Origin of the sequence: Desulfobulbus sp., from assembly GCF_031547805.1 — a bacterium.
Taxonomy (GTDB): Bacteria; Desulfobacterota; Desulfobulbia; order Desulfobulbales; family Desulfobulbaceae; genus Desulfobulbus.
On sequence record NZ_JAVBRQ010000024.1, the window covers coordinates 1 to 19,875 of the forward strand.

Consider the following 19,875-nt stretch of genomic DNA (forward strand, 5'->3'; position numbering starts at 1 on the left):
CGCAGGCTGCTTTCAGCGCAGGGTCATAACGGAGCCGGTCATGGTCATTAGCATCTTCGCAACCCAGGGCTATGCCGTAGACCCGTTGTTTGAGCAGCGTCTCCAACCCATGATGGACCCGATTGGCGGCCCGTCTGTCCAACAGAGAACGAGCCATTAACTTTGTGACACCATACCGAAGATCAAGTTCCCTGAGTACAAGACTGCCACCATCGGAACTGATCGAGCCACCATCAAACCCACCGGTCAGCTTCTTGCCGAAAAGACTTTCCAACTCAAACTGTTCGTGGCACACTGCGTTCATGAGGACCTCTGGGGTGATGCGTTGTTCTTTAGCGATTACAACATATTACCACATGTTCTCATTCTTGTTCACAGCTCTTTATGAATAATCCGGGCTAGAATTCGATCCCTTTTTGCGCCTTGATGCCACTGGCCAGGGGATGTTTGATTGCCTGCATCTCGGTGACGAGGTCGGCCGCTGCCAGCAAAGGTTCCGGGGCATAGCGTCCGGTCACCACCACATGCTGTGCCGCCGGCCGGGCGTTCAGGACGTCCAGGCAGGGATCGAGCGCCAACATGCGATAATGGAGCAGGTAGGTGAATTCGTCGAGTACCACGGTGTGATAGATCCCGGAGTCGATCATGCTGCGGGCGAAATCCCAGGCCTCGCGGGCCAGGCGGGCGTCTTCCTCAATATTGTCTGATTTCCAGGTGAAGCCCTTGCCCATCACATGGAAATCGATCAAGCCCTCAAACCGTTTGACCGCGTCGAGTTCGCCGTAGTGCCAGCCGCCCTTGATGAATTGAATGAAGCAAACCCGAAGCCCGTGGCCGGCCGCTCGCACGGCCATGCCGAGGGCGGCGGTGGTCTTGCCCTTGCCGTTGCCGGTGAACACGATCAACAAGCCCTTGGCCATCAGTTCCTCCTGGTGTGGGGTATGGGGTGGCTGCCACCGTTGCCGCTGTTCATGCGAAAAGAAGCCGGCGCATGCCGTCGACATGGCTGCCGGCCCAATAGATCCGGTCGCAGCTTCGGCATAGGCGGAATGCCTCGAAATAGCGTCGGGTGAGCGGTTCAAGTCGATGGAGAATCCGCGTTTTTTCCACCGGCTCAAGCGGGGCGTTGCAGTCGAGGCAACGGCTGAGGGCCTGCGCCAGCTCGGTTATGCCGAACAAAGCCAATACCTCGCGCAGTTGCGCCAGCCCGGTCTCCGCCCGGATGGCGCGTCCGAAAATCACCTGTTTGCGCTTGAGCAAATCCAGATTGCGGCTGAGCAGCACCCGCGGCTCGCGAATCACAATATCGAGAAGATCCGAAGCCTGCCAGGAAGGATGGTACCGGGTGTCGAAGCCGGCCATCCGCAGCAGGCGGGCCAGACGGCCAACGCTGCCGTCGGCGAGAAAGGCGAGAGCAGGCAGGGGCACGGGCCGGAGGAACGAGGGCCGGGTCACGTCCCAGGGCGAGGTGACGGGGTACAGGTCGAATTGCTGGCCGGCCTGGACCGGCCAGGAGAAATCGACTGGTCGGCCGTTGCAGACAATATCGCCGATTTCGGTGTGGGGTGGGCCGAAAGCCTCGATGGCATCCTTGATCGAGGCGGCACGGGTCATTGGCAGGACAATCTGTCGCGTCGTCCGCCACCGGGGGCGGAGCAGGAAACTCAGGTCGCCATGAAAGCAAAAACAGGCCTGCATCCCGTCCCCCTTTGCGGTCATCCGGGTGGTCGGTGCGCTTCCGTCCCGGCCTATTGCATAAGCTCGATCGGGTTGGAAACGGCTTCCGCCGGCATTTGTTCAAACGGTTTTTCGCAGAATTCCATCTTGATGACGTATTTTCCCGGAGACAGATAAGCCGGCATCAGGGTGGTCAGCGAACGGGCCGTCTTGCGGTCGCCGATCCGGAGACAATCGTTCTCGTCGACGTGGTTGAGGCGGATGCCGGTGACCGGGTTGGAAAGGTTGTCGGCGCGAAAGATCTGGATGACCGGATGGACGCCGAAATCGAAATCGCTCAAGCCGGAAAAGGACAGCTTAACCTTTTCCTTGGGGCGATAGCGGTCGAACTCGGTGGAAAGATACAAGTGGCGGTTATAATCCGGTTCCTTGGCGCGGGTGCCGGAAGTGGCCGCCTCCCAGAAGCGGGGTTTGCCGGCGTCGAGATGCACGACCTTGCCGCCGTAATGGCCGATCCCGCCGCAATTCTTGGCCTTGATCGTGTTCCAGAGCCGTTTGCCGCTCACTTTCGGCAGCCAGAAGTCAAGGGCGATGCCGTCCTGGTGGGTGCTGGTGCGGGCGACATTGTTGCCGTTGTCGCGGATGCGCTGGTTGTATTCCGGGCTGCGGTAGGCGGATTCGATATTGACGACCTTGCCGGGGGCCAGCCGGTCGACGAAATAGCTGAGCATGAACAGCAGGCGGGGCGAGATGTGCTCGCCCTTTTCCTTGGTGGGGAAATCAAAGACCCAATCCACCTTGTTGAAGGCCTCTTCGTTGAACGAGCCGTCCTTGTTGAGCAGGTTGACCTGGGCCTCGCGGTTGTTGCGCAGATTCTTCAGATGCAGGGAGCCGCTGCCCATGAGAAAAAAGCGGTCCGGCTGCTGGGCAGCGGCATGCAGGGAACCGGCAAGCAGGAGGGTACAGGAGACAAAGATGCATGCCGATTGGAAAAAACGGGAAAAAATGTGCATAGCGCTGCGCCGGTTCAACTTGAATGTGAAGGAAAGGGCTGTTTGGTTTCGGTGCTTATTCGGGCAGATGTTCGACCGCGATGTTGCGGGCGCGGATGGCGGCGACCAAGTCGTCGCGAGCCCGCAGCCTGCTCTTGATTTGCAGTTGCAGCCAGGAGCGCCATTCGTCCCGCCGTTCGGCATCCGGCGAACCGGGTTCCAGGGGCGGACTGTTGTCCAACTGCACCCTGGCCTGCTGGATTTCTCCGCTCAGCCGGTCGTATTGCTCCCGAAACGCCGCCAATTCGCTGATGGTGGCGTAGTCGATGGTAAGGATGGGGTTCCCGGTCGTCTGTGCCATGTTTTCACCATTTTTGTTGGCCGATTGGTTCCGTGCAGGGAAAGTAGGGCATGGGGGAAAAAAAAGCAACTGGCAAGGTGAGGTTACCGACTGTTTACGGGGGTATTTTTCCGAATATTGCCGGCAGCGTTCCATGAAAGCGGAAGACGGTCACTCGACCTGTCGGCAGACGCTTTCGACTTCCTGCCATTTATGCAGCAGCCGCTGCTCGGAAACCGGTTGGGCCGTCCCCAGTTCCGGGGCAAAAAGTGACACCCGGAACTCCTCCAGCAACTCCCGGTACGCCTCCTGGCAGGCCAGGCAAATCGGGGTGGAATTGTTGAACCGGGCCATCTGGGCCAACCTGGCCTCGGGCGCTCGCAGCCGTTCGGCCTTTTTGTCGTCCTTGGCCGGTGCGTGTTCCGCCCGTTCGACCCGCAGGGCCAGCGCTTGGAGGTAACGGAGTTTGTGGCGCAGGCTGCCGGCCTGCCAGCGACGAAGAAAGTCGGCCGGCACGATCTGTTCCAAGGCCGCGATATAGTCGTCGTACCGTTTTTCCTGATAGCTTTTGGCCGCCTGTGCCCGGGTGGCCCAGGCCATGATGCGGGCGCTCACCGCCCGTCGTTGCCGCAGCATTTCGACGATCGAGGCGAGCATCGCACCCGCGGTGCGGAGCAGCCCCTGCTCGCCGACCCGATGCACTGTCTCCGAGAAATGGGCGAGAGTGGGCACTCCGCCGGTTTCGGTGGCAAAGAGGTGGTCAAGCAGAAAGGCCTCGAGATCGGATCGCAGCTCGGCCGCCGAGCCGGTGCGGCCCAGGCTGAGCCAGGAGGCGGAATGGTTGGAGACCGCCTCCTTGCACAACTTGCGGAGCGCGGTTATTTCCTTGGCGAAGTGGCGGGCGTACAGGGCATGCATGCCCAGCCTGTTCTGCCTTTTGGCCTGGGATTCGTCGTCCAGGTAGCGGAGGCTCACGGTCTGGTGTTGGAGGTCGGGAAACAGGGCCGCGAACACGAGTCCGGCGGTTCGGCCATCCGGATCGGCCAGGGCCAGCTTGCGGGGAAAGGAGTCGAGATCGTCCTGGGTGATCTCCCGAGCCGGTGGCAGGGCAGGGGTGGCGGCGCTGTCACGGCGAACCGTTTCGGTCCGCAAGGCCTCGTGCAGCCCGGCAAACGATCGTCCGGTGGTAAGAGCGTTTCCCTGGTCGTCGATCACGAGAAATCGCATCCGCAGATGGGGGGGCAGGGTGTCGGCCTGCCAGTCGCCGCGCGGCACGGTCGTCTGGTGGATCCGCAGGATGACTCGTTCCAGCTCTTGATAAAGGGAGCCCTTGTACAGGGATAATCCGTCCATGATCCGGTCGACCGCGTCGGGCAGGGGCACCAATCGGCGACGGATCTGCTTGGGCAGCCGGCGGCACAGCAGCAGCAGTTTTTCCGGCAGCAGGCCGGGCACCAGCCACTCGAAGACCTGGGGATTGAGGTGGGGCAGGAGCTGGCGGGGCAGGCGGACCGTGACCCCGTCCGCATCGTCGCCGGGGGCGAAAAGATAGCTCAACTCCAGCTCGAATTCGCCGGCCCGGAGCGTGGCCGGGAACCGGTACAATTCCTCGGCATCGGGCACGGCCAGGCAGATATCCTCTTCGGCCATGCGTAAAAACGAATCGTTTTTCTTGCCCCTCAGCAGGCGGTTCAAGGTAAAGCGGTCGTACACCTTGCCCAGGCGGGCGTCGTAAAATTGATAGAGAACCTCCGGATCGACCACGATGTCGCGGCGACGGAACCGTTCCTCCATCTCCTCGAACCGGGCCACCAGGGCCGTGTTGTGCTCGAGAAAGGGATACCGGCCGCCCAACTGGTTGTCGACCAGGGCCGAGCGGATGAAGATGTCCCGGGCCTCCCGCATGGTTTTGTCGTTGATGCGGCCGTACTCGACCTTGCGGCCGGCAACGATGGGCAGTCCGAACAGGCTGACCCGCTCCAGGGCCAGTACCTTGCCGCTGCGTTTCTCCCAGTGCGGCTCGGCCCAGGAGCGCTTGCACAGCGGGCCGCCCAGCCGTTCCAGCCAGTCGACCTCGATGGCAGCCGCGGTGCGGGCGAACAGCTGGGTGGTCTCGACGAACTCGGCCGCCACCGCCCATTGCGGCCCCTTGTGGTAGAGGCCGGATCCGGGAAAGAGGATCACCTCCCGATTGCCGGCGGCAAGATAGGTATTTTTTTCCTTTTTCAGGCAGATATTGCGCAAAAAACCGCTGGCCAGGGCCATGTGGACGGCATCGTAGCCGGCCGGCTCGGCGGCCGGGTCGGCTTTCCATCTTTTTTGCGTCCGGAGCAGCCGGTTGATCTGCTCGTGTACGTCGATCCACTCGCGCATCCGCTGCCAGGAAAGGAAATTGCTCTTGCAGAAGCGGGCGAGCCGCGATTTCGACGGCAATTCCCCGCCGGGCACGAAAAAGGCGCGCCAGATATTGAGCAGGGTAAGAAAATCCGAGGACTTGTCGACAAATTGGCGATGCACCTCGTCGGCCTTGTGCTCCTTGTCCGGCGGGCGCACGCGCGGGTCCTGGATCGAGAGTGCCGCGGCCAGGATGGTGATCTCGCGGCTGGCGCCCAGGGCCATGGATTCGATGATGATCCGGGAGATGCGCGGATCGAGCGGCAGGCCGGCCATCAGGCGGCCGTTGACGGTGAGCCGGTTTTCTCCGGTGATGGCCCCCAGTTCCCTGAGCAGCCGGTATCCTTCGCGGATGGCCGTGTCGGGCGGCGGGTTGAGGAACGGAAAACGGGCCGGATCGCCCAGCTTTAGGTCGATCATCTGCAGGATGACCTCCGCCAGGTTGGCCCGCCGGATTTCCGGCAGGGTGTAGGGCTCGCGGCTGTTGAAATCCTCCTCGCTGTACAGGCGGATGCAGGTGCCCGGTCCGGTCCGGCCGCAGCGTCCGCGCCGCTGCTCGCAACTGGCGCGGGAAATGCGGCCCACCTTGAGGCTGGTGGTGCCGGTCCGGGGATTGTAGCGGGAAATCCTGGCCAGGCCGGTATCGACCACGAAACCGATGCCCGGAACGGTCAGCGAGGTTTCGGCCACGTTGGTGGCGACAATGACCTTGCGCCGGCCGGAGGGATGGAAGACCCGGCGCTGGTCGGCGGCGGGCAGGCGGCCGAACAGCGGCAGCAGCAGGTGGGTATCGGCCAGGCGCTGCAGGCCGTCGAGGGTGTCGGCGATGTCGCGCTCGGTGGGCATGAACACCAGAATGTCGCCCCCGAGCGGCTGCCGGGCCAGCTCCTCGACCGCGGCAATGGCCTGATCGACGTAGGATTGGTCGGGTTCGTCCTCGTCGGCCGCCTCGCGGTACAGGGTGGTAATCGGGTGGGTGCGGCCCGAGACCGAAATGATCGGCGCGTTGTCGAAATGGCGGCTGAAGTGTTCGACATCGATGGTGGCCGAGCTGATGATCAGGTGGAGATCGGGCCGGGTCGGCAGCAGGTTCTTGAGATAGCCGAGCAGGAAATCGATATTGAGGCTGCGCTCGTGGGCCTCGTCGACAATCAAGGTATCGTATTGCCGCAGGTGCGGATCTTGTCGGGTTTCGGCCAGCAGTACCCCGTCGGTCATGAACTTGATCAGGGTCGCCTCGGTGGTGCGGTCGTGAAAGCGGATCTTGACCCCGACCTTGTCCGGGGCCCCGACCTCCTCCGCCACCCGGTCGGCCACGGACAGGGCGGCGATGCGGCGTGGCTGGGTGCAGCCGATCATGCCGTTCGCACCCCGGCCCGCCTCGATGCACATTTTGGGTAATTGGGTGGTTTTGCCGCTGCCGGTGTCGCCGACCACAATCAGCACCCGGTGGTCGCGGATGGCGGCAACAAGGGCGTCCCGCCGTTCGCTGACCGGCAGTTCGGGGGGATAAGAAAGCTGCATGAAATTATGGAAATTTTCTTGAGGATGCCGCAACGTTCGGGGTACAATCGACAATCTGCCGCCGGTTCAGGCCTCTATACTTGAATTTCGCGGCCAACACATCCGAAATCATCTTATCGCACGCGAGGGCACATGAAAGCGATCAGAAAGGCCGTCATTCCGGTGGCGGGATTGGGAACGCGGTTTTTGCCGGCCACCAAGGCCATCCCCAAGGAAATGCTCACCATTGTCGACCGGCCCACCATCCAGTACATCGTCGAGGAGGCGGTGGCTTCGGGCATCGAGGAGATCATTCTGGTCACCAGCGCCGGCAAGTCGGCGATCGAGAACCATTTCGACTACGACTTCCAACTGGACACCGTGCTGCGCGACCGCAACAAGGTCCAGATGCGGGAGGAGTTGACCAACATCTCCAACCTGATCGACATCATCTCGGTGCGTCAGAAGGAGCCGCTCGGCCTGGGCCATGCGATCTGGATGGCGCGCAATGTCGTCGGCGACGAGCCGTTCATGGTGCTGTTGGGCGACGACCTGGTGATGAGCAAGGTGGCCTGCTGCAAGCAGATGATCCAGCTGTACGAGCAAGTGGGCGAATCGATCGTGGCCGTGCAGCGCGTGCCCATGGAGGAAACCCACCAGTACGGTATTGTCGAGGGCGCGGCGACCGAGCACGAGCGGACCTTCAAGATCGACCGCATGGTGGAAAAGCCGGCGCCCGGTACCTGCAATTCGGACATGGCCATCATCGGCCGCTACCTGCTGATGCCGGAAATATTCGAATACCTCGAAAAAACCACTCCCGGTCACGGCGGCGAAATCCAATTGACCGACGCGCTGTTGGCCCTTGCCAACAAGCGTGGCATGTATGCCTACGAATTCAACGGCAAGCGCTACGATGCCGGCGATAAACTCGGCTACCTCAAGGCGATCGTCGATTTTGCCGTGAGCCACAACAGTTTGGGAAAGCCTTTTCGTGAGTATTTACGTAAGGTTTGTTCCGAAATGAGCTGATTTTTCATTGTTTTATGCCTTGGTGTGTCCGGTGGATGTGCTGTACGAAGTCGCGGTCGACGCACCGCTGGCCACCACGCTGACCTATCGCCAGCCCGTCGGGAGAACGGAAACAAAAAAAATCCCGACGGGCTGTTGCGTTCGGGTGCCTCTGGGCGGACGCCTTGCCATCGGCTACGTCTTGGGGCCCGCCGAGCCGCTGCCTGCGGGGGAACAGTCCTTTGTGATCAAGCCGATCGCCGAGGTGCTGGCCGAAACCCCGCTTTTCCCGCCCGACCTCATCGGTTTCTATCGCTGGATAGCTAACTACTACCTGCATCCCATCGGTGAGGTGCTGCGCACCGGCCTGCCGCTGGCTCCCACTTCCCGCGGCAACCGCCAGCTCAAGGCCAAGACGCGGCCGATAATGCTGCCGGGTCCGTTGATGGCGCCCTTGATCAAGGTGCGGCAAGGGGTCGGGGTTGATGAATTGGTTGATGTTGTCGATGCATCGATCCAAGTTTCCCTGAAAAAGTCGGATCGAAAGGCCCTGTCTTTTTTTTGCGAAGATTTGATCCGCTCGAACTATCAGCCGGTGCCCCGGACTCAGTTGCTGGCGCGCTATCCCAGTGCCGGCCCCATGCTGAAACGTTTGCAGGCACTGGGCGTCCTCGAACAATCCGACCAACGGGTGTTCCGCGATCCTTTTGGCGAGCCGACGGAACCGCAAACGCCGCCCGAGCACCTGACAACCGAACAACGGCAGGTGCTGGATGGCCTGCTGCCTGCCATCGATGCGCAGTCCTTTTCCCCCTTTCTTTTGTTCGGGGTGACCGGCTGCGGCAAGACCGAGGTTTATCTCCGTGCCGTCCAGCACGTCCTGGAGGCGCACAAAACCGCTCTGGTGCTGGTGCCGGAAATCGCCCTGGCCAGCCAGTTGGAGGCCCATTTTCACGCCCGGTTCGGTTCCCGGCTGGCACTGCTGCACAGTGGTCTCGGCGACGGCGAACGGTTCGACCAATGGCAAAATGTCCTGTCCGGGGAAGCCCAGGTGGTGCTGGGGGCGCGGTCGGCGGTTTTCGCCCCTCTGGAACGTCTCGGCATCATCATTGTCGACGAGGAACACGAACCGGCGTACAAACAGGAAGACGGTTTGCGCTACAACGGCCGCGATCTGGCGGTCTTGCGGGCGCAGATGGCGGGCTGCCCGGTGGTGCTCGGCTCGGCCACGCCCTCGATGGTCAGCTATCACCACTGCATGCAGGGAAAGTACACGCTGCTGACCATGCGCAAGCGAGTGGCCGAACAACCCCTGCCAACGGTCGAGATTGTCGATTTGGCCGCGACCAGGCGTTCCCGACCCGAGCTTGCCTTTTCCGACCAGCTGATCAGCGCCTTGGCCGACACCCTGGAACAGGGGCGGCAGAGCCTGCTTTTCGTCAACCGGCGCGGTTTTTCCTCCTACATGGCCTGCCGCGACTGCGGTGCCATCCTGCAATGCAGGCATTGTCTGGTTTCCATGACCCTGCACCGGGGACAGCACACCTTACTCTGTCATTACTGCGGTTTCAGGCAGCATCCAGCCACCCTGTGCCCGGCCTGCGGCTCCGCCCGGATCAGCGGTGGCGGGATCGGCTCCGAACGGATCGAGGAGGAGGTTCGGCAACTCTTTCCCGAGGCCCGGGTGGCCCGGCTGGACAGCGACACCACCGGCAATCGCAAGCATTATCAGGCCACGCTCAAGGCGGTGCGCTCGGGCCAGGTCGATATCCTGGTCGGTACCCAGATGATTGCCAAGGGGCTGCATTTTCCCCGGATCACCCTGGTGGGAGTGGTTTGGGCCGATACCGGGCTAGGCATGCCCGATTACAAGGCCTCGGAACGCACCTTCGCCCTGCTTTCCCAGGTGACCGGCCGGGCGGGACGGGGCAGCGATCCCGGCCGGGTGATCATCCAGACCTATCAACCGCACCATTACAGCATCGCCCTGGCCCGGCGGCACGATTATCGGGGCTTTTACGAGCAGGAGATCGCGGTGCGCCGGCCTTTGGCATACCCGCCGTTCTCCCGGCTGGTGATCGTCCGGTTCAGCGGCAGGAAAGAAGAGCGGGTGGAACAGGCGGCAAGCCGGGTCGGACGCTTTCTCCGCAGTCATTCTCAGGCAAGCAGAAGCGACATCCTGGGACCGACTCCGTCGCCGCTTGGCAAATTGAAGGACAAGGTTCGGTGGCAATTGCTGATCAAAAGCAATTCGCCCGCGGTCCTGCACGCACTCTGCGAGGCGGTGTCGACGGAACGGAAACAGCTTTGCCCCCACGACGTGACCCTGGGGTTCGACGTGGATCCGGAAAACATGATGTGAGAAAAAAGCCGGATCGAAAGAAGGGCAGGGGGGGATGCCCCGGCGGCAAGGAGGGAGAACCGCCGGGGCATCAGGGGAGGAGGACTGAGGAGGGCTGAGGGGGGAGGAGGGAGGGGAGTACAACCTCGTTATGCTGTCATGTCGTCGATTCAGTAGTTGTGCGAGCGGTAGTGTTTTTCCATTATGCCGTGGCCCATCATGCCCTGGCAGCCAAAATCATCGTCGCCCATGCCCATGCCTCTACCCATGCCCATCGGCAAGGACAGGCCAGCTTCCCGGGCCTTGGCTCGCAGCTTTTCACGCAATTCGAAGAGTTCGCCGGCCACCTGCGAGGCCTTGACCGTGTCCGGGGTGCCGGCCTTCATCAAGGCCCGCATGACCGCGCGTTTTTCGGCCAACTCTTTTCTGATTGCAATCGTGTCGTCTAGAAATTTATCATGCGCTTTCCGCATGTCTAAGCTCATTTGAGCCTGAGGAACTGCCTCGCTCTGTTTGTCCGTGGAAACATGCTTGGGGGACTCGGCAAGCCCGGCTTGGCTGATTGCCAAGGTCAAACCACTGGTGAGAATTGCGGCCAGCATCAGTTTTTTCTTGGAAGTGGTCATTGCCATGGTCATTCAACTCCTGAGATGTGAGGTTGAGTGGTACAGAATTTACCGTTACAAAGCGACAATCATGCCAGACAGTGTAGTTATTTTTTTGTTTGTTGAAATAGCGGATTTTTTTATGCCGATTCGTCTCTTGCCACCCAACGATCCATCCGGGTTACCGTCCGGGTGGCTGTATCCATCCTATCCAGATGTCGAGGTCCGTCGTGGGTAAAATGTATTCAGAACAAGAGGACCCGCAGATAAAATCTGGGCAGGCCGAGATAAATGAGTGCAGCCGCCTGTCGCGCCTTTTTATCCCTGGTGCGGACCTTGCAAAAGAACGGCGCATGAAGACGGGATTTTGGCAACGTTTCAACTCGCAATCGTCCTTGGCCTCCTCGCCGTGGCTGCTCGCTGCCGCCGCCGGCTTGTTGCTCATGATTGTGGTCACCTTTGCCTTCCATAACCTTCGGTTGGAAGAACGACTGATGACCAACTCCATGCTGCAGAAGGCGGCAACCTTGATGCGGGTGATCCATTCCGGGTCGAGGGCATCGTACTTTACCGATCTCAGAAAAGATTTCTGGAACAATGAACCATGGTACGTTCATATTCAGCGGGTCATCGACCACCTTGTCGAGGATCCGGAACTCAGTTTCATCGCCTTGATTAATGCCAAGGGCAAGGTCATCGCGCACAGCGACCATGCCCAAATTGGTTCCACCGCATCTTATCTTGTTGCCGACAAAGAAGAAGTCGAGACCGAGGACCATCCGCGATTGTTTTACCGCATCGAGAACATTCCCGATTTTGGACGTGTTTTCACAACGGTCCGGCATTTTCCGCCGGCGTTTCCCGCCATGGCGCCGATGCTTACCCGGCCGATGTTCGAGCACCACAAAGAATTCATGGGCCAGAAGTTTCGCGATCCCGACAACCAGCGGCCGCCGTTGCGCATGTTTCCCGAAGGGCTGTCCCTGGGCGAACAGTATTATGTCGTCGTCGGTCTGGACATGAAGGAGTTTGACCGCACCCTCGGGCGGTTGCGAATGCAGATTTTCATGCTTTCCCTTGCCATGCTGCTGGTCGGGTTCGGCGGTTGGTTTTCCCTGCTGGCGGTGCAAGGGTATCGGGTCTCCCAGAAGACCTTGGAAGACATGCAGGCCTTTACCTCGCTGTTGATCGCCAAGCTGCCGGTCGGCGTCATCGCCACGGATACCACCGGCCGAATCACCACCTGGAACAAGGCCATGACCCGGCTGACCGGTCTCGATCAGGCCGATACGGTCGGCAGGCGGCCGCGGGGCATCCTGCCCGAACAACTGGCCGCTTTTTTCTCTTCGGAGGAGCTGGTTGGCGATCGGCAGGAGGAATCGGCCGAATATGGGGTGCGGCTGGTTGTCGGCGGGCGGCGCTGCGAGTTGCTTTGCCATCCGTTGACCATCATCGACAGCGAACAGCTGTACATGGGAAACGTCTTGCTGGTTTCCGACGTGACTGAAATCAAGTCGCTGGAACAGCGGATGCGGGAAAGCGAACGTTTGGCGGCGGTGGGAAGGATGGCGGGCGGCGTTGCCCATGAAGTGCGCAACCCCTTGAGTTCCATCAAGGGGTTGGCGCTGCTGCTGAAAAACAAGTTCGCGGCCGGCAGCAAGGAACAGGATACCGCCGATCTGCTGATTCATGAAACCGAGAGAATGAATCGAACCATCACCGAAATGCTCAGCTTTACCCGTCCGGCGGCCTTGCATTTGGGGCGGGTGGATTTGACCCGGTTGATGCGGCGCGGTCTGGAATTGATCAAGGCGGAGGCCGCGGAAAACGGTGTGGTGGCATTTCTGGATGAGCAAGCGGAACTGTTGCCGGTGCTGGGCGATGCCGACCGGTTGCAGCAGGTGATCATGAATGTGCTGCTCAACGGCTTGCAGGCCATGGAGCAGGGGGGAGTCCTGTCGGTGACGCTTGCCAACGGTGTCGATGGCCAGTCGGTGGAAGCAAGGATTCGGGACACCGGAGTCGGTATCGCCCCCGATCTGATGGCGCAGGTCTTTTTTCCCTACTTCACGACCAAGCAGAAGGGTACCGGTATCGGCCTGGCAATATCGCAGAAAATCATTGCCGAGCACGACGGCACCATCGAGCTGGAGAGCGAACCCGGCCGGGGAACCTCGGTGACCATCACCCTTCCCGCCTATCGGCACGAAAGGTGATGGCAGGGTGGATGCGGCGGCGGGTCAGGACGGCGAGCCGGCTTCGGGGGCGCTGAACTGCTGATCGAGAAATTCGCATTCGGCCGGGGTCAGGTCAAAACGGAATGCCGCCTCCCGCACCACGGCCTGCCGCTGTTTTTCCGGATGATCCCGAAGCGTTTCCCCCATCCAGATCAATGCTTTTTTCAGTTTGTCCGACTTGGTCTGCACAGGTGATTGGGCGCTCATATCTCTCCTGTTTTTCCTTGATAGCGGTTGCTTGTTGGTGATTGTACTGTTACATTGTAGCTAACCGGCAACAAAGTGGCACCAGCGATTGGGTTCCGCCGGCGCGCCGGGAGCGAGTCTTGACCGTCGCTGAAACAAGATGGTACACTAGACTACTAAAACAGGAAACAATACGGTAGCCATGGAGAGTTTGACGGGCAACTTTCTCATTTCCACGCCACAGATGCCTGATCCCCGGTTTCAGGAGCAGGTGATATATATCTGTGCGCACAATGAAGAGGGAGCCATGGGCTTGGTGATCAACAATCCCAACCCGGAAATCACCCTGTTCGATGTCCTCCACGGTTCCAACCTGAATATTCCCGAGGGTCCCCTGCCTCCCGTGTACATCGGCGGGCCGGTGGATGTCGATGCCGGGTTCATCCTCTATACCACCGAAACCCCGGACCGCTATGCCGTCGAAGTGAAACCCGGCATCTATCTGAGCCGGGATTCCCGTTTGCTCGAGGATATTTCCCTCGGGCAGGGGCCGCAGCATTTTCTCTTCATGCTGGGATATGCCGGCTGGGGCGCCGGCCAGTTGGAAGGCGAGTTGATGGATAACAGCTGGTTGACCGTCCCCGGCGACATCGATATCCTTTTTCACACGCCAGATGGAGAAAAATGGCGCAAATCAGCCAAGGTATACGGTATAGACATCGCTGCGTTCGGTGATGTTATCGGCTCTGCGTAAAACGGCCACGTCCCTTCGGCCCCACTTGACAATACCAGCGCCGGCCCCTGTGGACCGGCGATTTTTTTTTGCCATGAACGACGAATCACAACCATCATACCAAGTAAGCGATATTTTCGCCTGTGCCCGTTGTGGTTTTTGCTGCCAGGGCGAGACCACGGTGTCGCTCGACCAGCACGACCAGGATCGGATGGTCGCGGCGCTCCGCATGAGCCGCGAGGAGGTGGCCGCGAAATATTGGCGGATCACCGGCTCGGTGGTGCAAATGCAAATCCGTGACGGGCACTGCATTTTCTATCATCCGGAACAGGGATGCACGGTCCATCAAGGACGTCCCTGGCGATGCCGGCAGTGGCCGCTCCATCCGAGCATGCTGGCCGAAGAGGCGAACTTCCGGACAATCACCACCTCCTGCCCCGGGTTTGTACAAGGGATGGAATACGAGGAGTTTTGTCGGATATTCCGTGCCTTGCTCGCCCAGGGCGATGCCGGCAAGTTTGCGGCATGAGGTTGCTCATTCCCCTGGTCGGTAAAACCAGGGAGCCGTACCTCGATGCCGGCATCCGCGACTATACCAATCGGCTCAGCCACTTTGTCCCGGTGGCCCTGCCGGTGCTCAGGGAGCGGTATGGACGCCGGGAGCCGGACGAAGCGATCAAGGCCGCCGAAGCGGCGCCCCTGTTGGAGCAGGCCGCCGCCGCCGGCCTGTGCGTGGCACTCGATCCCGGCGGCATCTCGCCCGATTCCCATGAACTGGCCGGCCTGTTGACCCAATGGGAAGAGCGGGGCATCGGTACCGTCTGCTTTCTGATCGGCGGCCATCTGGGATTGCACCGTTCGGTGCTGGCCAGGGCGAACGTGGTCATGTCGCTTTCCCGTTTGACCTTCACCCACGAAATGACCCGGCTGATCCTGCTGGAACAGTTGTACAGGGCCTGCACCATCAAGGCCGGGCAGAAATATCACAAATAATCGTTGCGATCCGGCCTGTTCCCGAGATATCACTGATGCGGCAAGGCGTTGTCCGAGGCTCCCGGCCTCTTCAGCGGCGGCAAGCCCGGCCCGGGAGTGCAAGCCGGGGCGCTTTCCGAGACAACAGCGGATAAAACCATCGAAATGCTCCAAAACGACAGACCGCATCGACAAGTGCAGGATCAAGCCGGGACGCTGGCAATGACCTGCGCCTGTGCCGAAGACCTAACTCCTCTCGCCGCTGCCCTGGCCGAGCTGCTGGTTGCCGGCGATGTGCTCCTGCTGTCCGGGGGCCTGGGTGCGGGCAAAACCACTTTGACCCAGGCGCTTGCCAGGGCCCTGGAGATCGGCGACGACCAATACGTGTCCAGCCCGTCTTTTGCCCTGGTGCATGAATACACCGGCCGCCTGCCGGTGGTGCACATGGATCTGTACCGGCTTGACAATGAAGAGGATGTCGAGGCGGCCGGATTGGCCGATTTTTTCGAACGCTCGGCCGTGTGCGTGGTCGAATGGCCGGACCAGCTGGGCGGGCTTGCCCCGGAAGAGCGGTTGGAGATCCTGATCGAACAAAATCCGCCCGCGGCAAGACGCCTGCTCCTCGTGCCGCGGGGGAGTTCGTGGCAACAACGGCTGAAGCGCCTGGCCGCACACTTGACACGATGTAGCGCATGTCCTCCGGAGACGGATACGCCGGGGGAGGGCATGCGGTAGCAGCAGGCGGAACAAGAATTTTCCCGGCGTTCGACCGGCATGAAACAGGAACTATGAAGAAAAAAATCGTCACGTTGGGGCCTTGCCCGAAACACTATACCTACGACCAGGACAAGGCCTGCACGCCCGAGGAAACCGTGGCCCGTTTCCAGGAGCGGCTGCGCGCCACCCGCCTGGACGTGCTCAAGGAAATCCGCCGCATCGACAACGGCCGCCTCGACATCCCGGTTTATTTTTCGATGTGCGGCGAGGATGCACTGCGGATCATCGGCAACAAGAAGCAGATGGGCAAGGGGTCGACCCCGGAGCAGTCGCGGGCCAGCGCCTGCATGGAACTAGGGGAACGGTTCAGTTTTTTCAGCTTCCTCCGCGACGAAGACAACTTTCTCTACGGCGACTATGCCGCCATGGAAGCTTCGGGATACCCGGTCCTGCCGATCGAGGCCCTGTTGCAATCGGTCCATGACACCGCCCTGCCGCCCGCGTTGCTGCGACAACTGCTGGCCGGCCTGCCGTTGCGCTGGACATGGGCGCTGCGCCTGGGCGACCAAACCCCGCTGTTGGTGCCGTTTTCCTGGTTTTACGCTATCAACGAATTCAACGGGCCGTCCGCGGGCAACACCTATGAAGAGGCGGTGCTCCAGGGCATCAGCGAGGTGGTGGAACGCCATGTCTGCGCCCTGATTACCCGCGACCGGATCGTCACCCCGGCCATCGATCCCGCCTCGATCGTCGATCCGGTGGCCAAGACGTTACTGGCCAAGTTCAATCACAATGGCATCGAGGTTCACCTGCGCGATTTTTCGCTCGATACCGGCATCCCCACCGTCGGCGCTCTGGCCTGGGACCCGTCCACCTTTCCCCAATTGAGCGAGATCGTCTACACCGCCGGCACCACCCCCGACGCCACCAAGGCCCTGATTCGCGCCCTCACCGAGGTGGCGCAGCTGGCCGGCGATTTCAACAGCGGCTCCAACTATGTAGCCAGCGGCCTGCCCAAGCCGCTCAGCCTGGACGAGGTCGACTACGTGATTCACGGCGACCGCACCGTTCGCCTGGATGAGATGGCCGACCTGCAAGCCACGGACATCTTCCAAGAGGTGAACAACTGCGTGGCCGCGCTCAAACGGCAAGAACTGGAAGTGCTGGTGATCGACACCACCCATCCGGAATTGGGCATCCCGGCAGTCTACACCATCATTCCGGGCGCCCATTTCCGCGAACGGGCCATGGGCGGCAACGCCGCCCTGTTCGCGGCCAAACTGGCGGCCGACCTGTTGGCGGGCGAGGCGCTGGACGCCAAGCTGGCCGATATGCAACGGGTGCTTCCCGGTGCCTACTACCTGCACTTCTACCGGGGGCGCCATCTCTACGAACAGGGAAGGGCCGACGAGGCCTTGACCTGCTTCGGCCAGGCCCTCACCCTGGAACCGGCAACGGAAGACCTGCCCTACCTGTGTTCCTACCAAGGCTCGTGCCTGCGCGACCTGGCCCGGTACGAAGAGGCGATCGAAGTGCTTACTCAGGGATTGGAATACGACGAGGAGCGGCCGGACATCTACAACACCCTGGGGGTTTGTTGCTACAAGATCGGCCGCCACGGCGAGGCGGTCGGGCATTTCCGCCGGGCAGTGGAACTCAATCCGGTCTCGGCCATCGACTATGCCAACCTGGCGCTCAATCTGGAACGGCTGGGCGAACGAGAAGCGGCCATCGCCAACTATGAAATCGCCCTGTCCCAGGATGCGGCCATCGGGTTTGCGGTCGAGCGGCTGGCCGGGCTGCTGGCCGAAAGGGGAACGGATGCCGGAGGCAGGATGCCGTGAAACCCTGGCCGCAGCATCCGCAGAAAATTCTGGTTCGGTCGACCAATTGGATCGGCGATGCGGTCATGACCACGCCGGCGGTCCGCACCATCCGGGAGAATTTTCCCGAGAGTGAAATCGTGCTGCTGGTGCACCCCTGGGTGAGCGATGTGTTCCGCTACAGCCCCCGGGTGGACCGGCTGATCATGTATGAGAAAAAAGGGCGCCACAAGGGGCTGGCCGGGATGTGGCGGCTGGCCGGCGAACTGCGCCAGGAGCAATTCGACTGCGCCATCCTGCTGCAGAACGCCTTTGAGGCGGCTCTGCTCGCGGTGCTGGCCGGCATTCCGGTGCGGGGCGGCTATACCACCGATGGCCGGGGCTTGCTCCTGACCCATGGGGTCCAAAAAATCAACGAGTTGAACAAAAAACATGAGGTTAATTATTACCAGCGGATCATGCGCGGGCTGGGGCTTAAAACCGCAATCAACGAGCTGGAACTGTTCATCCCCGGCGATCAGGTCGATGCGGCCAAGCGCCGGCTCGGCGAACTGATCGGCCCCCATCCGGACGATGCGCCGGTGATCGGCTTCAATCCCGGTGCCGCCTTTGGCCCGGCCAAGCGCTGGCCCACGGACAAATTCGCCGAACTGGCCCGCATGCTGTGCCGCCATACCGACTGCCGCATTCTGCTTTTCGGCAGCATGGCCGACCGTGATACCGCCGTGGCCGTCAAAAACTTTGCCGGGCCCGAGGCTGCTTCGCGGATGATCGACCTCACCGGTGCCACCAGCCTGATCGAAGCCATGGCCCTGATCGGGGAATGCGATGTCTTTGTCACCAACGATTCCGGTTTGATGCACGTGGCCGCGGCCCTGCACACGCCGCTGGTGGCCATTTTCGGTTCCACCGACCATGTCGCCACCGGTCCCTTTTCGGATAACGCGGTGATCATCCGCAAGCCGCTGCCCTGCAGTCCCTGTAAAAAAAGCCATTGCCCGGAAAAGCATTTCCGCTGCATGAAACTGATCGACAGCGACGAGGTCGGGCAGGCCGTCCTGCGCATTCTTAAGGAGACGCGATGAGCGGTCACGGCCAGGAACAAAACGAACGTGCCCCGCTGCGGCCTGCGGTTTTTCTCGACCGGGACGGTACCATCAACGAGCAGATGGGATACATCAACCATTTAAGCCGCTTTCACCTGCTGCCCAAGGTCGGCGAGGCCATCCGGCTCCTCAATCGGCACGGCCTGCCGGTGGTGGTGGTGACCAACCAGTCCGGGCTAGCCCGGGGCTATTTTCCCGCCGCCTTGCTCGACGCGGTCCACGCCGAGATGGTCCGGCTCCTTGCCCTGGACAGCGCCCGGATCGACGGCTTGTACGTGTGCCCGCACCACCCCGAGGCCAAGGAAGAGCGCTACCGCCAAGCCTGTTCTTGCCGCAAACCCAAGACCGGGCTGCTCGAACAGGCGGCCCGCGACATGGGGCTTGATCTCGCCCGTTCCTACATGGTTGGCGACCGTTGGTCGGACTTGCGCTGCGGTGCCGCGGCCGGGGCAACCTCGTTGCTGGTGTTGACCGGCTACGGCCGGGGCGATCTGTGCTACATCGGCCCGAACCAGGCGGTGCAGCCCGCCCATGTGTCCGAGGATCTCGTCGCGGCGGTGCAATGGATTCTCGAGCAAGAGCGACGGCGCGAAGCATTGGCCCAATGAACCGGACAACCTTTTGATTTTGTTCAAGGAGACGACATGAAAACGCGACTGCGACAACTGACGGCCCTCATCGTGCTGCTGCTGGTATCCGGGTGCGGCTACAACTCCTTGCAGGGCAAGGAGGAGGCGGTGTTCAAGGCCTGGGGCGATATCGAGGCCAACCTGCAGCGGCGCGCCGATCTGATTCCCAATCTGGTGGAAACTGTCAAGGGGTATGCCGGCCATGAAAAGGAAACCCTGGAGGCGGTGATCAATGCCCGCGCCAAGGCCACGGCCGTGCATCTGTCCACCAACGATCTGGGCAACGCCACGGCCATGCAGCAACTGCAGCAGACCCAGGGCGAGCTGGGCTCTGCCCTGTCCCGGCTGATGGTGGTGGCGGAACGGTATCCGGACCTCAAGGCCAACCAGAATTTCCTTGATTTGCAGAACCAGCTCGAAGGCACGGAGAACCGGATCAACGTGGCTCGCCAGCGCTACAATCAGGCGGTCGAGACCTTCAACAGCTCCATCCGGGCCTTTCCCGAGAGCCTGACCAACAGCCTGCTGCTCCATTTGGAGCGCAAGGAGTATTTCAAGGCCACCCAAGAGGCGCGCGAAGTGCCCAAGGTCGACTTTCGGACCAAGTGA

Annotated in this window: 19 protein-coding genes; 11 read left to right on the forward strand and 8 right to left on the reverse strand. The window is 61.1% G+C overall.

The window, feature by feature from the left end:
- From RMR13_RS08745 to hrpA, 6 genes are all read right to left on the reverse strand, one after another.
- The coding region (locus tag RMR13_RS08745; RefSeq protein ID WP_310600259.1) for a transposase at positions 1 to 304 on the reverse strand (304 nt) is incomplete at its 3' end.
- 94 nt (positions 305 to 398) lie between these two features.
- A complete protein-coding gene (cobO, locus tag RMR13_RS08750) occupies positions 399 to 1,004 on the reverse strand; it encodes a cob(I)yrinic acid a,c-diamide adenosyltransferase (RefSeq protein WP_310600260.1) in 606 nt (201 codons plus the stop codon).
- On the reverse strand, positions 970 to 1,698 hold the full coding sequence (locus RMR13_RS08755; RefSeq protein ID WP_310600261.1) for a Mut7-C RNAse domain-containing protein: 729 nt from the start codon (positions 1,696 to 1,698) through the stop codon (positions 970 to 972). Before RMR13_RS08755 ends, cobO begins: the two co-directional genes overlap by 35 nt.
- A 50-nt stretch (positions 1,699 to 1,748) precedes the next feature.
- Positions 1,749 to 2,690, reverse strand: a complete 942-nt coding sequence (locus RMR13_RS08760; protein WP_310600262.1) for a DUF882 domain-containing protein — start codon at positions 2,688 to 2,690, stop codon at positions 1,749 to 1,751.
- A gap of 55 nt (positions 2,691 to 2,745) precedes the next feature.
- Positions 2,746 to 3,030 carry a hypothetical protein gene (locus RMR13_RS08765; protein WP_310600263.1) on the reverse strand — a complete coding sequence of 95 codons (285 nt, stop codon included), beginning with the start codon at positions 3,028 to 3,030 and terminating at the stop codon, positions 2,746 to 2,748.
- 150 nt (positions 3,031 to 3,180) lie between these two features.
- Complete coding sequence (gene hrpA, locus RMR13_RS08770; RefSeq protein WP_310600264.1) at positions 3,181 to 6,927, reverse strand: ATP-dependent RNA helicase HrpA; 3,747 nt, start codon at positions 6,925 to 6,927, stop codon at positions 3,181 to 3,183.
- Positions 6,928 to 7,059: 132 nt separating this feature from the next.
- Here hrpA and galU point away from each other — a divergent pair, with 132 nt between their 5' ends.
- Both galU and priA read left to right on the forward strand, forming a co-directional pair.
- Positions 7,060 to 7,938 carry a UTP--glucose-1-phosphate uridylyltransferase GalU gene (gene galU / locus RMR13_RS08775; RefSeq protein WP_310600265.1) on the forward strand — a complete coding sequence of 293 codons (879 nt, stop codon included), beginning with the start codon at positions 7,060 to 7,062 and terminating at the stop codon, positions 7,936 to 7,938.
- 37 nt (positions 7,939 to 7,975) lie between these two features.
- The gene (priA, locus tag RMR13_RS08780; RefSeq protein WP_310600266.1) at positions 7,976 to 10,279 is read left to right on the forward strand and encodes a primosomal protein N'; all 2,304 of its coding nucleotides are present in this window, start codon (positions 7,976 to 7,978) and stop codon (positions 10,277 to 10,279) included.
- A gap of 149 nt (positions 10,280 to 10,428) precedes the next feature.
- On the opposite strand, the gene RMR13_RS08785 is transcribed toward priA, so the two are convergent.
- Positions 10,429 to 10,890, reverse strand: a complete 462-nt coding sequence (locus tag RMR13_RS08785) for a periplasmic heavy metal sensor (RefSeq protein ID WP_310600267.1) — start codon at positions 10,888 to 10,890, stop codon at positions 10,429 to 10,431.
- Positions 10,891 to 11,216: 326 nt separating this feature from the next.
- Between RMR13_RS08785 and RMR13_RS08790 the strand changes: the two genes are divergently transcribed.
- Positions 11,217 to 13,079, forward strand: coding sequence for an ATP-binding protein (locus RMR13_RS08790; RefSeq protein ID WP_310600268.1), 1,863 nt, complete (start codon positions 11,217 to 11,219; stop codon positions 13,077 to 13,079).
- Between the two features lie 24 nt (positions 13,080 to 13,103).
- Here RMR13_RS08790 and RMR13_RS08795 read toward each other — a convergent pair whose 3' ends face one another.
- The gene (locus RMR13_RS08795; RefSeq protein WP_310600269.1) at positions 13,104 to 13,307 is read right to left on the reverse strand and encodes a hypothetical protein; all 204 of its coding nucleotides are present in this window, start codon (positions 13,305 to 13,307) and stop codon (positions 13,104 to 13,106) included.
- Between the two features lie 223 nt (positions 13,308 to 13,530).
- Here RMR13_RS08795 and RMR13_RS08800 point away from each other — a divergent pair, with 223 nt between their 5' ends.
- The 8 genes from RMR13_RS08800 (at position 13,531) to RMR13_RS08835 (ending at position 19,875) form a co-directional block, all read left to right on the forward strand.
- Positions 13,531 to 14,040 (forward strand): YqgE/AlgH family protein, encoded by a 510-nt coding sequence (locus tag RMR13_RS08800; protein ID WP_310600287.1) that lies wholly within the window; start codon positions 13,531 to 13,533, stop codon positions 14,038 to 14,040.
- 73 nt (positions 14,041 to 14,113) lie between these two features.
- Positions 14,114 to 14,548 (forward strand): YkgJ family cysteine cluster protein, encoded by a 435-nt coding sequence (locus tag RMR13_RS08805; RefSeq protein WP_310600270.1) that lies wholly within the window; start codon positions 14,114 to 14,116, stop codon positions 14,546 to 14,548.
- Positions 14,545 to 15,012, forward strand: a complete 468-nt coding sequence (locus tag RMR13_RS08810) for a 23S rRNA (pseudouridine(1915)-N(3))-methyltransferase RlmH (RefSeq protein ID WP_310600271.1) — start codon at positions 14,545 to 14,547, stop codon at positions 15,010 to 15,012. The genes RMR13_RS08805 and RMR13_RS08810 overlap by 4 nt, the downstream gene beginning before the upstream one ends.
- Before the next feature lie 201 nt (positions 15,013 to 15,213).
- Positions 15,214 to 15,726 (forward strand): tRNA (adenosine(37)-N6)-threonylcarbamoyltransferase complex ATPase subunit type 1 TsaE, encoded by a 513-nt coding sequence (gene tsaE / locus RMR13_RS08815; RefSeq protein WP_310600272.1) that lies wholly within the window; start codon positions 15,214 to 15,216, stop codon positions 15,724 to 15,726.
- A gap of 53 nt (positions 15,727 to 15,779) precedes the next feature.
- Entirely contained in the window at positions 15,780 to 17,552 is a 1,773-nt protein-coding gene (locus tag RMR13_RS08820; protein WP_310600273.1) for a YcaO-like family protein, read from the forward strand.
- Complete coding sequence (waaF, locus tag RMR13_RS08825) at positions 17,549 to 18,616, forward strand: lipopolysaccharide heptosyltransferase II (protein WP_310600274.1); 1,068 nt, start codon at positions 17,549 to 17,551, stop codon at positions 18,614 to 18,616. The genes RMR13_RS08820 and waaF overlap by 4 nt, the downstream gene beginning before the upstream one ends.
- Positions 18,613 to 19,245 carry an HAD family hydrolase gene (locus RMR13_RS08830; protein WP_310600275.1) on the forward strand — a complete coding sequence of 211 codons (633 nt, stop codon included), beginning with the start codon at positions 18,613 to 18,615 and terminating at the stop codon, positions 19,243 to 19,245. Before waaF ends, RMR13_RS08830 begins: the two co-directional genes overlap by 4 nt.
- Before the next feature lie 36 nt (positions 19,246 to 19,281).
- On the forward strand, positions 19,282 to 19,875 hold the full coding sequence (locus tag RMR13_RS08835; protein WP_310600276.1) for a LemA family protein: 594 nt from the start codon (positions 19,282 to 19,284) through the stop codon (positions 19,873 to 19,875).